Origin of the sequence: Laceyella sacchari, assembly GCF_024927925.1 — a bacterium.
GTDB lineage: Bacteria > Bacillota > Bacilli > Thermoactinomycetales > Thermoactinomycetaceae > Laceyella > Laceyella sacchari.
The window spans coordinates 1,168,777-1,181,815 of sequence record NZ_CP103866.1 but is presented as its reverse complement, the minus strand read 5'-3'; the positions used below and the strand labels follow the sequence as shown (position 1 = coordinate 1,181,815).

Here is a 13,039-nt window from a genome sequence, read left to right as displayed (position 1 = left end):
AAAAAGTCATCTCCTATCTGCATCACATCGCGTTGGATGCTTCTTAGTTCAACGTTTGGCAAGCTGCACCATCAGACGTCGCACAATCTTACTATATCGCGATTAAATGGAACAGGGCAACCCGCATTTAAGCGGATCGCCCTGAAAGGGAATCAGGCAAAGGGGATGGATAAGTGCAAATTCATTTTTTCACGGTCCGCTTCTCCAACTCAGGCACCAAACCGTGCGAAACGCGCCAGATGTCTCCCGCGCCCATGGTCAAAACGAGGTCACCCGGCCGGACGTGATCTAAAAGATAGTCGATTACATTTTCTTTGGTATCAATGAAGCGGGTATTGGGGTTGCTATTCTTTGTGATCAATTCGGCCAAGCGCTCGGCAGACACACCCGGAATCGGTTGTTCACCGGCCGGGGCATACAAGGTATTGATAATAACCTCGTCGGCCAAGGCAAACGCCCGGCTGAATTCATCCATCAACAGATGCGTGCGGGAGTAACGTTGCGGTTGGAACACCACAATCATTCGCCGCCCCAGCGCTTTAGCTCCTTTCAAGGTCGCTTCGATTTCAGTCGGATGGTGGGCATAGTCATCGACAACCACAATGTCGTCCACTTCGCCAATGACTTGGAAACGGCGTTTGGCCCCTTGGAATTGATACAGGGCAGCTGCCGCGCGTTCAAATGGCACGCCCACTTCCAAACAAGCGATGATGGCCGCCAAGGCGTTGGCCACGTTGTGGCGCCCCGGAATACGAAGGGATACATCTCCCAACTCCTGACCATTTTTAACCACCGTAAACGTCATTTCGCGCTCTTGTTCGCGGATGTTGGTCGCCATATAGTCAGCTGGATGATCCAACGCATACGTGATGTAACGGCCGCGCACTTCTGGAGCAATGGCTCGAACATATGCGTCATCCCAGCACAAAATCGCCGCGCCCTCCGGGCGAACTTGGCTGGCAAATACGCGATACGCTTGTTTTAGCTTTTCGAAGTCACCTTCATAATTCTCCAAATGATCGGGCTCAATGTTGGTTACTACCGCCAAGTAGGGGAAGTATTCCAAGAAAGAACCGTCGCTCTCATCGGCCTCGGCCACCACATAATCGCTTTGCCCTGCTTTGGCGTTGCCTTTTAAACTGACGATTTCCCCGCCGATGATGTATGTTGGATCCACATCGCACAATTCCAACGTTTGTGCGATCATGGAAGACGTCGTTGTTTTACCGTGTGCGCCAGCAACAGCGATCCCTTTCTTGTCGTTTAACAAACGAGCCAGCATTTGCGAACGGTGCAACACTTCAATCCCCTGCTCTTGGGCCGCGATGCGCTCCACATTGTTTTCCGCAATGCTTGTGGAGAATACAACCATATCTGCTCCGTTGACATTGTCGGCATGATGGCCGATAGTCACTTTAGCGCCGCGTTCAATCAGCTTTTGCACCAATGCGTTTTCTGCGACATCAGACCCGGACACTTCATACCCCAAATCCAGCAACACACGCGCGATCGCGCTCATCCCATATCCACCGATTCCAACAAAATGCACTCTTTTCTTATCCAACAGAATCACCAGCCTTTTTTAATACCTTATTCGTCTTCTGCTTGTATCAGTAATGAGCGGGCTTCAGATACGAGATAGAGGGAACCGGCGATCACACCCAGATCGCGTTCACCCAACTCAGCCCGTAACAACGCCAGCGCCTCTTGCACAGAGGATGCACTTGACACCGACGCGGAAGGATGCAGGCGCCGTGCCACTTCGGCCAATTCGCACCCCGTCATGGAGCGCGGTTGATCTGCCACTTGGGTGGTGATCACATGGTCGGCTACGTCCAACAAGGGGGCCAACATATCCTCCACCCGTTTGTCATTCATCATCGCCAAGATCAACACCAGGCGATCATAAGTATAGTGGTCACGAAGTGCGTTGACCAATGAGTGAACCCCGTCGACGTTGTGTGCACCATCCAATAAGATACGTGGATGTTCACTCACTTGTTCCAACCGGCCCGGCCAATAAACGGCCGCTAACCCGCGTTGGATATGTTCATCTTCAATTACCGTGGCATAGGCTTGGCGCAACACATCCAGCGTCATCAAGGCTGTGCCTGCGTTTTTCAGCTGGTGTTCCCCCATCAGGGACACATTGGCCGAAAGACGACGATAAACATTGGAAAAAGTAAACGCTTGTCCTGTCTCAGCCGTCTGTTCTGCTGGCTCTATCCGATAATCGCGGCCCGCTTGGTAAACCTTGCAGTTTTTCAATTGTGCCGCTTCATGAATCACAGCTTGCACTTCCGCCCGTTCCGCGCCGCACACGACAGGTACCCCCGCCTTGATGATGCCCGCTTTTTCCTGCGCGATGTCCGCGAGGGATTCCCCCAACCACGCTTGGTGATCCAAACCAACCTCGGTGATCACCGAAACCAGCGGATAGCAAACATTGGTGGAATCGAGACGGCCGCCGAGGCCAGTTTCCCACACCACAAACCAAGGCACGGCGTCCTTGGCAAAGTATAAAATCGCCACAAGCGTCCAAAATTCAAACGGAGTAAGCGGTCCAGGACCTTCCGTTCTAATCTCTTCCGCCAATGGACGCAACTGATTGGACCAATGCACGAACGCCTCATCGGAAATCGAGTTCCCATCCACTTGAATCCGTTCGCGCCATGAAAGGACATAGGGGGAAACAAACAAACCAGTCGAATATCCCGCTTCCTTAAGCACCGATGCAATCATCGCCGCTGTCGACCCTTTGCCGTTCGTGCCAGCGATATGAATAAATTTGCATCTTCTCTCTGGATGGCCCAGCCGCTCAAGCACCCACTCCATTCGCTCCAAACCGGGCTGGATCGCTTGCGCACAAGTTTGTTCCATCCAGTCGAACACATCACTTGGTACAGCAAATGAAGTCATTCGATCCATGACCTTCTTCCCCTTCATTAAACAATAAAAAAACTACCTCTGTACATTTTGCATTTAAACGGACGCTCCGTCAACAATACGGGACGGGAGGAATCTTTGGTCGTTCCTCCCGTCAACCGCTTTTTATGAACCTTTGATCTCCTGAATCCGTGCCAACACTTTTTCGCGTTTTTCCTTGTACTCTTCCCCTTTTTGCCGTTCCGCTTCCACCACATGTTCAGGTGCTTTGGCGACAAATCCCGGAATGGACAATTTCTTTTCAACGCGTTCCACTTCGGCGTTTAACTTTTTCAACTCCGCCTCCAAGCGTTTCACCGTCTGTTCCACATCCACCAGCCCCGCGAGTGGCAAGAACAGCTCAGCACCGGTCACCACCGCAGCCATCGATTTGTCAGGCCGTGCCAATGCGGGATCGATGGTCAATTGGTTCACTCCGCACAAACGCTTGATAGCCGCTTCGTTCCGTTCAAACGCCTGCCGGGTTTCCCCATCAGGACACACCATCAACGATACTTGATGCTTCGGAGGCACTTCCATTTCAGCACGGATGTTGCGCACTGCACGGATCGTTTCAATTAGCACTTGCATTTCATGAACCGCTTCTGGCGCATCAAACGCTTCATTTGCCTGAGGCCAAGCGGAAACGGTGATGCTTTCCCCTTCCACCGGCAGATGCTGCCAAATCTCTTCCGTGATGAAAGGCATCATCGGATGCAACAACCGCAATGCTTGATCCAGCACATGGGTCAGCACCGAGCGGGTCACGCGTTTGGCCTCTTCATCTTCACCGTACAGCGGTAGCTTGGCGAATTCAATGTACCAATCGCACAGTTCATCCCAAATGAAGTTGTAGATCACACGTCCCACTTCACCAAATTCATACCGTTCCAACAGGCGAGTGGTGTCTTTCACCGTCTCGTTAAGTCGATGCAAAATCCATTTGTCGGCGATGGAGAATGGCCCTTTGAGTTCCAGCTCTTCAGCCGACACCCCTTCCAAGTGCATGAGCGCAAACCGGGACGCGTTCCAGATCTTGTTGGCGAAGTTGCGTGCCGCCTCCACCCGTTCAAAACGGAAGCGAATATCATTCCCCGGAGTGCAACCAGTTGACAGCATATAGCGCATTGCATCTACGCCATACTGGTCGATCACTTCCATCGGGTCAACGCCGTTCCCCAGAGACTTGGACATCTTTCTGCCTTCTGCGTCGCGAATCAAACCGTTCATCAGCACATCTTTAAATGGAATCTGATCAGTGAATTCCAACGCCGTAAAGATCATGCGCGCTACCCAGAAGTAGATGATGTCATAGCCTGTCACCAACACATCCGTGGGGAAATAACGCTTGAGGTCGTCCGTTTGCTCAGGCCAACCGAGCGTGGAGAAAGGCCACAACGCTGAGCTGAACCATGTATCAAGCACATCCTCGTCTTGGCGTAATGCGTTGCTTTGGCAATGCGGACAAGTGGTCGGTTCCTCTCTAGCCACAGTCATTTCACCACACTCGTCACAATACCACGCCGGGATGCGATGCCCCCACCACAATTGGCGCGAGATGCACCAATCGCGCACGTTTTCAATCCAATTCAAGTAGATTTTCTCAAAGCGGTCAGGCACAAACTTTACGCCTTGCCCCTGCTTTTGCGCGCTGATGACTCGTTCGGCGAGAGGCTTCATGGAAACGAACCATTGTGTGGACAGATACGGTTCGACTACGACTCCCGTCCGTTCACTGTGACCCACAGAGTGAACGTGCTCCTCGATTTCAATCAACAATCCCGCCGCTTCCAAGTCTTTGACGATTTGTTTGCGACATTCAAAGCGATCCATACCTTGGTATTTCCCAGCCAACTCATTCATCCGCCCCTCTTCATTCATCACGAGGATTTGCGGCAATTGATGGCGTTGTCCCATCTCAAAGTCGTTCGGATCATGGGCCGGCGTGATTTTCACCGCTCCACTGCCGAATTCCGGCTCAACATACTCATCGGCAATGATCGGAATCTCCCGCTCCACGAACGGCAAGATCACCGTTTTGCCGATAAGCCCTTGATACCTCTCATCATCGGGGTGAACAGCCACCGCCACGTCACCCAACATCGTTTCAGGACGTGTCGTCGCTACACGGATGTAGCCTGAACCATCTTTGAGCGGATATTTTAAGTGATACAACGCGCCTTTGACTTCTTTATGGATTACTTCAATATCAGACAAAGCCGTGCGTGCTTTGGGATCCCAGTTGATGATATATTTACCGCGATAAATGAGCCCCTTCTCATACAAGCGCACAAACACTTCTCTCACGGCGGCAGACAACCCATCGTCCAATGTAAACCGCTCGCGGCTGTAATCCAAGCTCAACCCCAATTTGCGCCACTGGTTGGCGATGTTCTGGGCGTATTCATCTTTCCATTTCCACACTTCCGCCAAGAATTTTTCCCGACCCAAGTCGTGTCGGCTGATCCCTTGCTCCCGCAACTTCGCCTCCACCCGCGCCTGAGTGGCGATGCCAGCATGGTCCATCCCCGGCAACCACAGGGCGTCATACCCGCTCATCCGTTTGAAACGAATTAAGATATCCTGTAGCGTTACGTTCAGCGCATGGCCGAGGTGCAGATTGCCAGTGACGTTTGGCGGGGGAATAACAATCGTAAACGGCTGTTTGCTTTGGTCTTTCCCCGCTTCGAAAAACTTCCCTTCAATCCAATAGTTGTACCATTTCGTTTCCGCCTGTTTCGGGTCGTAGGCGGATGGCAGATTGCTTTTCACTGGTTCACCCATCTTACATCCTCCTCACTGTTAGACAAAATAAAAAACCTTCCGTCCCATGCAAAGGACGAAAGGTTGTTTCGCGGTACCACCTTTGTTCACCGAACCCAACTGGTCGGTTCAGTGCACTCTAGGGCCAGGTATCGGTTGGCGCCGGAACATCTTACACAGCAACACCCTTCAGATGTTCAGCTCAAGGGCGACGTTCAACGGTGTAACCTGAAGAAGCCTTCCAGCCGTGGGCTCCTCTCTCTGACAGGCCTCTATCCCGCCTACTCTTCCCTCTCATAGCTTAATTAATCATTTATTGATTGTTTTATTATATTACAACCTTTGCATGTGAGAGTCAAACAAACGTCCAAACAAAATAAAAACGGCGATGGAGATCGCCAATGAATCGTATGAGTCCAGTCCTGCCATATATCAGCGAACACCAAACGTTTGTCTGATGTGATCATACATTGCCTGAGGATCGGCCAAGAAGGTCATCAACAATACGGTCACCAGCATCAGAATACTGAGAAACACCAAAAACAAAACACCGCGATATGCTTTTTTCACCATGGTTTTTACCATACTCAACTTGAAAATCCCCTTCCTGTCAGCATTCGCATTTGGTCCCTATAACATATTCCTATTCTCCACGTTTCGTTCACTTCTGTCTAGTCTTTCTCCCAAATCTCCAAAAAAACAAGCAACCACGCAACCTGCAGCATATAATTTGGTCATAAGCAACTTTTTTTCATCGGGCAACAAAAGGTGAGAAGACGCTTGTCCCTACCATTTCTATGCCATCATCTATGTAAGTGAGGAGATTCTTGATGTGGGAAGTGATCTTATGGGTACTTGCCCTTAGTTTACCATTAAAAGCCCTGCACAAACTTTTACAAAAAATAAAAAACCGGGGATAACCCCGATTAAAACTAGCGATTTGCCCTTTTCCTTTTCTTCTTGCGTCCGGGTTGGTGAGAGGCGACCTGGACTTTTTCCCGTTCTTCTTTTTTCTTTTTGGACGGCCACAAACTTTTCACCAGCTCCTGCATCTGTTCATGCTGGCTGATCTCGCGCTCGAAACGCTTGGTGAATTGCGGCTCTACCATGGCGGTACGCGGTTTGTCGAAATACCGCCCCAGTGTTTTCAATATTCGCTCGGGGTATGACAAATACAAGGCCAACAACCGCTTCTCTTTGGGCTCCAACTTCCACACCCGTTCATAAGCCTCTAACAGCTTGAACGGATCTGCCCCATCATGGAGCGAAAAACGCTGAATGGCAAGAGCCACATCACGGGCTGGCGTATCCACTTGCGCGTGGTCAAAATCAATCAGATAGACTTGCTCTTCGTCCTGCACCACATTGCTGGGATGAACCCTGCCATGGCAGAGAACGGCGCGCGGCAGGGAGGCGTTCTCACTTTCGCGGTAGCGTTCCAATCCTCGAATGGCAAATTGGAAACTACGTTCCAGCTGTTCTTTGGCGCTTGCGAAGGCTCGCTCAAACGGGGAGATAAATTCGCGATCCTTCCCTTGGTTCGCATATTGATCCAACATCTCCATCTTGCGCTTCCAAGACTCGATCTCTTCTTGCCGGATGGACGGCGCCAACTCATCCAATTTTTTGCAACCTGGTTCCGTCGCCTGATGCAACCGGGCTAAAGCCCCCATCGCTTCCTCAGATGACCAGCGCTTTCCATCTGGGACAGACCGTCGCTTCCAAGGAACCATATACCAACAGGTGCCTTCCACTTCGGCTACTGGCTCCCCTTGCTTGGTCTCCATCCAAGGCAACAGATGGTCACATCCGGATTGAATTGCCTCATTCAACAGTTGGTGCAAGAGGTACAATTTTTCACGCGGGGCTCTGGAACGCTTCAGCGCATATTCCCCTTCAGGCAAAGCCAGATAGATTACGCCACCCACTTTTTCCATATACGCATCTTCATAACCGTATTGCCGCAACACTTCCCACACTAAAGCTGATCGGTCCACTGCCGCTCCCCCTTTCCGTGGGCATCAACCTTTTTTGCCGTACCAACCAAACGAAGAAATCTCTGCATGCGAACTTGGCTGTTCAGGCTGCTTGGGCACATTCAAAATCTGCCCTTCAACCAGCACATCTGTCTGCAATCGATTTAGCCTGATCAACTCATTTGCCGACACGTTATATCTGTTCGCTACTGTGTCAATTGTGTCATCTTTCTGGACAATAACCATTTTCATCGGCACAAACGCTTCTTCTTTTTCCCGCAACAACCAGCCGATCCAGGACGTGTTTTCCTGTTTCTCATCGGGTTGTGCGCCATCCGTTTGTTCCTGCTCCACATCGACTCTTTCCGAGTCAGCCGAATCCGACATTTCCACTGGCTCAGGCGGCTGTTCCCCTTCCTTGATCGACTCGGCCGTCTGAGCCTGTTTGCTCGCCTGGCGTTCACGCCAGAAGTCTTGGGGATCGACTGTCAGCGCCTTTTGCTCTTCGGAATTGGCTTGCATCGATTCGATCGACTCTACCGGTTGAATCAGATGTACATCTTGCTCTTCATGCTCAGCGTCACCCTTCTGCGGATCATCAGGTGTCTCTAATTCAATCTCCACTTTGGCGTCATCAAAATCATGCTGGTGCGCAAGCGAAGCCATCGGTTGAGCCGACTGTCCCGAAAAGACCGGCAGGGCTTCCTCCTTATCGGGCGGTGCCACTTCGCCAGGTATCTCCGCTTGCCTTTCAGGCAGCAAGCCGTCGATGATCAGAATCGCATCGATTTTCAATTCAAAAGGGGACAGCACTTGATAATCAAATGCCTCCACCTCCGCCGAGATCTGATCTTCTTCCGCACGGTCACGCGGGAGCGTAATCTCAACCGGAATGACATAAGCCAGTTCTTGCTGATCTTCCTCTCCATTCGTATGTACATCTGGCTCACTTTCGCCTTCCCGTTGCTTGAGATAAGACCCATTTAACCGCAGATACCCCTGGATCTTCAAATGTTGCCCTTCATCCTTGATTTCGATGTCGGGATACAAGTCCAGCTCCAGGAGGGTGTCAATGCCGGGTTGCTGTGATTGGAGACGAACATTTTCCGATATGTCGAAACGGAGTTGGGTGAAACTGCTTTCCATATACACAATCCCTCCTTGTGAGGTTCGTGCCGTACCGCTTGACCCAACATTCAAACACGTGGGTCATCGGTTAAGACGTTACTGTATCTATATGCGGTCAAAATGGAGTTATAACCCAACCCAGACAAGACCAGGTCTTTAAGCGAAGAGCTTGCAGTGGAAACTGCCGGAGTGATGCCGCGTAACAGAGAAAAGCCTTTCTTTTCGCGTTGGCGAAAAGAAAGGCTTTCATTACAGCAAATTTATTTTTTCAAGCGAGCCAGTGCGCGGCGGTTTGCTTCCAACGTACGGTTCAAATCCTCATCCTGATGAGCCATCGAAATAAACATGCCTTCAAATTGCGAAGGAGGAATCAGAATGCCTTCCTCCATCATCAGGCGGAAATACTCGGCAAAACGCTCCGTATCTGCTTGCTTCGCTTGGGTGTAGCTCGTAACCGCCTCTCCGGTGAAAAAGAGACAGACCATCGAACCAACACGGTTGATATGGTGTGGGATGCCCGCTTCTTCCGCATTGCGGCGCAACCCCTCCTCCAAAATCCGTCCTTTGCGTTCTAACTCTTCATAAGCAGCAGGTGTCATCTCTGACAAGGTGGCATAACCGGCGGCCATGGCCAACGGATTGCCCGACAGCGTTCCCGCTTGGTACACCGGACCAACGGGTGCGACCTGTTCCATGATCTCCTTTTTGCCACCATATGCCCCCACCGGAAGGCCGCCGCCGATCACTTTACCCATCGTCGTTAAATCGGGGGTGATGCCGTAGCGCCCTTGGGCTGAGTGATAACCAACCCGGAAACCGGTCATCACTTCGTCAAAAATGAGCAATGCGCCATGCTGTTCCGTCAACTCACGCAATCCCTCAAGGAACCCAGGCTGAGGAGGAACGACGCCCATGTTTCCAGCCACCGGTTCCAAGATGACGGCGGCGATTTCTTCACCCACTTTTTCAAATACCAGCTTGACGCTATCCAGATCATTGTATGGTACCGTCAAGGTGTGCTGAGCGATATTCTCGGGCACACCCGGGCTGTCCGGCAAACCCAAGGTGGCCACGCCGGAGCCAGCTTTAATGAGCAGGCTGTCGGAATGTCCATGATAGCTTCCTTCAAATTTGAGAATCTTGTTGCGTCCGGTGTATGCACGAGCCAAACGCAAGGCACTCATCGTGGCCTCCGTTCCCGAGTTGACCATCCGCACAATCTCAACCGACGGCATGCGTTCAACCACCGTCTCAGCCATCAAGGTCTCCAATTCGGTCGGGGCACCAAAGCTGGTTCCCTTCTCCGCAGTCGTTTTGATAGCTTCCACTACTTTAGGATGAGCATGCCCCAAAATGAGAGGCCCCCATGAACCGATGTAATCGATGTATTCGTTGCCGTCTACATCCACTACTTTGGAACCGAATCCGCGCTCAATAAACACCGGATTCATCTTCACTGATCTAAATGCGCGAACCGGACTGTTCACTCCGCCTGGAATCACTTGTTGGGCTTGGCGATAATTCGCGATGGAACGATCATATCCTTTATGCATCCATATCACTACCTTTTATGTAAAACTCTTCACAAGCATATTGTACCTCAAATAAAGCAAACCCATCTAATGGGAAAGCGACTTTTTTGAGAAAATGGGAGCTTCGCCCGTAAATCGGCCGGCTCCCATCTTGATGTAAGTCTGATCCTACGATGGAGGAATATCGGGCACAGCCGATCACCTTACTCTACCAGATTGACCGGCATTCCTGCGCTTGTCTTCACCTCGTCCCCGCTGAAAAACGCCCGCAATTGGCAAAACACATCTTTAGAACGCTGGATTTGTTTCAGTGGCACACTGAAGGACACGCGGAAATGACCTGCTCGGCCAAATTGGCTGCCCGGCACAACCAAGAGATGGAACCGCTCCATCGCTTCCATGCAAAAAGCCACGTCATCAGGAATGGGCGACTTCGGAAAGATAAAAAATCCCCCTTGCGGCGGGAGAAACGAAAAGCCCGCTTCCCGTAGGATGTCTGACATCATCTCACTGCGAAGCCGATATGGAGAGGCATCCACTTCCAAGCTATCCATACCGGCGATAGCCCGTTGCATCAGCATCGGAGCGTGCAAAAATCCCATCACCCGGTTGCAGTAAGCCAGCGCGGCCGCAAGCAACTCCTTGTGCTCAAATGCTTCATTGAGTGCAATATAACCGACCCGTTCCCCGGCAAGTCCCAATTCTTTGCTGAAAGAACCAACAAAAATCACACGGTCGCTGTCGGAAAACGGGTTAGCGTATGTACCACCAAAGGTCAATTGGTCATAAGGGGAGTCATACACCATAAACAGCCGGCGCCCTGTCTCGGTTTCCCACTCAGCCATCATCCGGCCCAATTGCGACAAGTTCTCCTGTGAAAACACTTTGCCGGTCGGATTGTGGGGTGAATTGACCATGATCGCTTTCGTCTTGTCCGTAAGCGCCTCTTTCACGCCGTCGATGTCGATATCAAAAGACCCCTCCTTCAGCGGAACGATGGTGCAGGCTCCACCGAAGTTGGTCACATACCGCTCGTACTCCAGAAAATACGGAGCCAGCAATACCACTTCATCACCGGGATTCAATATACTTCTAAACACCAGGTTCAGCGCTCCCGCCGCTCCCGATGTCATTACTACATGTGCCGGTGAGAATCCAGTTTGATAGCGGTTGGCCAAGTAAGAGGCAATGCGCTCCCGGGCTTCATACAACCCTTGATAATCACCATAAGAATGCTTGCCAGCCAGAGGTTCATCCACAACCTTGCGCAAGGACTGATAAAAGGCTTCCGGTGGCTCCAAGGCAGGGCCGCCAATGGAAAAGTCAAACACATGCTCCTCACCATGCAACTGTTTCAATCTCTTCCCTTCTTGAAACATGACGCGAATCCAAGAATGCTCATTTAGTGAATTGGCAATGTCATGGGAAATCATCGTATTCTCCTTTTACCTTCTTTTGCGGATAGGTATGGGCAGGCAACCGCACAACATCGCTCATCCCACCCTCTTACCACTAGCAGAATGGTCAGACGAATCCGACTTAATATCAAATCATACCGCATAACCATCTGCTTATCCAGAACCTCTTACAAAAAATATCCCCCCTTGTGATCTCGCCGGCATCCCCCATAAACCGTGCAATGAAAAAACGAGCCCCCTGTTTCCGGGAGGCCCGTCATGCAACTGGACGCTTGGCTAAAGTCCAGCCATCCTTTATGCGTTTTGCACTGGCTTATCCTTTTCGCAACCAGCGAGCGATGTCTTTGGCATGGTAGGTGATAATGAGGTCTGCACCAGCACGTTTAAACGAAAGCATGGTTTCCATCACTACTTTTTCCTCATCAATCCAGCCATTAAGCGCGGCAGCTTTAATCATGGAGTACTCCCCGCTCACATTGTAGACAACGACGGGTAAATCAAACCGCTCTTTCACCCGATAGATCACATCCATATAAGACATCGCTGGCTTGACCATCAGCATATCGGCACCTTCAGCGACGTCAGATGCCGCTTCCCGCATGGCTTCACGGGCGTTGGCCGGGTCCATCTGATACGAACGGCGGTCACCAAATTCCGGTGTGGAATGGGCTGCATCACGGAATGGACCATAGAAGTTGGAAGCATATTTCACAGCATAAGACAGAATCGGAATATGTGCGTAACCCGCCTCATCCAAGCCTTTCCGAATCGCGTAAACAAACCCATCCATCATATTGGAAGGAGCAATCATGTCAGCGCCCGCTTCCGCTTGCGACACGGCGGTCGCCGCCAACCGGCGCAGGGAAGGATCGTTAAGCACTTCCCCATTTTCCACGATCCCGCAATGGCCGTGCGAAGTGTATTGGCACAAACAGGTGTCGGCAATCACGTAAAAAGAAGGATGCGTTTCTTTAATCTGGCGAATCGCTCGTTGCACAATGCCATGATCGTGGTCTGCTTGGCTACCCACCTCATCTTTCTCAGCGGGCACACCAAAAACCATCAAAGATGAAATGCCCAATGCCTTGAGTTCTTCCAATTCTTCTTCAAGCCGGTCTAGCGACAGGTGGAACACACCAGGCATTGATGGCACTTCATTTTTAATGTTCTCCCCTTCAACCACAAACATGGGGTAAATCAAATCCTCCACATGCAGATGGTGTTCGCGCACCAAGTTACGGATTACTTCGTTGGCGCGTAAACGACGATGGCGCATGAATGGTTGCATTGCAACTAC

General features: G+C 51.1%; 9 protein-coding genes and 1 other annotated feature. All 9 genes read right to left on the bottom strand.

All coding sequences use genetic code 11. The features are described from left to right. Nucleotides 1-181: 181 nt before the first annotated feature. Complete coding sequence (gene murC, locus NYR52_RS05885; RefSeq protein WP_132220924.1) at nt 182-1,570, bottom strand: UDP-N-acetylmuramate--L-alanine ligase; 1,389 nt, start codon at nt 1,568-1,570, stop codon at nt 182-184. Nucleotides 1,571-1,590: 20 nt separating this feature from the next. After that, on the bottom strand, nt 1,591-2,928 hold the full coding sequence (locus NYR52_RS05880; RefSeq protein ID WP_259436495.1) for a bifunctional folylpolyglutamate synthase/dihydrofolate synthase: 1,338 nt from the start codon (nt 2,926-2,928) through the stop codon (nt 1,591-1,593). Between the two features lie 123 nt (nt 2,929-3,051). Further along, nucleotides 3,052-5,709, bottom strand: a complete 2,658-nt coding sequence (locus NYR52_RS05875) for a valine--tRNA ligase (RefSeq protein ID WP_132220025.1) — start codon at nt 5,707-5,709, stop codon at nt 3,052-3,054. A 48-nt stretch (nt 5,710-5,757) separates the two neighbouring features. Further along, nucleotides 5,758-5,995: a binding site (T-box leader), on the bottom strand. Between the two features lie 125 nt (nt 5,996-6,120). After that, nucleotides 6,121-6,279, bottom strand: coding sequence for a hypothetical protein (locus NYR52_RS05870; RefSeq protein ID WP_154986126.1), 159 nt, complete (start codon nt 6,277-6,279; stop codon nt 6,121-6,123). Nucleotides 6,280-6,620: 341 nt separating this feature from the next. Further along, nucleotides 6,621-7,685: a YutH/CotS family kinase-like spore coat protein gene (locus NYR52_RS05865; RefSeq protein ID WP_132220024.1), complete on the bottom strand. Its 1,065-nt coding sequence runs from the start codon at nt 7,683-7,685 to the stop codon at nt 6,621-6,623. A gap of 24 nt (nt 7,686-7,709) precedes the next feature. Then, on the bottom strand, nt 7,710-8,810 hold the full coding sequence (locus NYR52_RS05860) for a LysM peptidoglycan-binding domain-containing protein (protein ID WP_259436494.1): 1,101 nt from the start codon (nt 8,808-8,810) through the stop codon (nt 7,710-7,712). A 242-nt stretch (nt 8,811-9,052) separates the two neighbouring features. Further along, a complete protein-coding gene (gene hemL, locus NYR52_RS05855; protein WP_022736032.1) occupies nt 9,053-10,345 on the bottom strand; it encodes a glutamate-1-semialdehyde 2,1-aminomutase in 1,293 nt (430 codons plus the stop codon). Between the two features lie 182 nt (nt 10,346-10,527). After that, a complete protein-coding gene (locus tag NYR52_RS05850; RefSeq protein ID WP_132220022.1) occupies nt 10,528-11,757 on the bottom strand; it encodes a pyridoxal phosphate-dependent aminotransferase in 1,230 nt (409 codons plus the stop codon). A 298-nt stretch (nt 11,758-12,055) separates the two neighbouring features. Then, nucleotides 12,056-13,030: a porphobilinogen synthase gene (gene hemB / locus NYR52_RS05845; RefSeq protein WP_132220021.1), complete on the bottom strand. Its 975-nt coding sequence runs from the start codon at nt 13,028-13,030 to the stop codon at nt 12,056-12,058. Nucleotides 13,031-13,039: the final 9 nt, after the last annotated feature.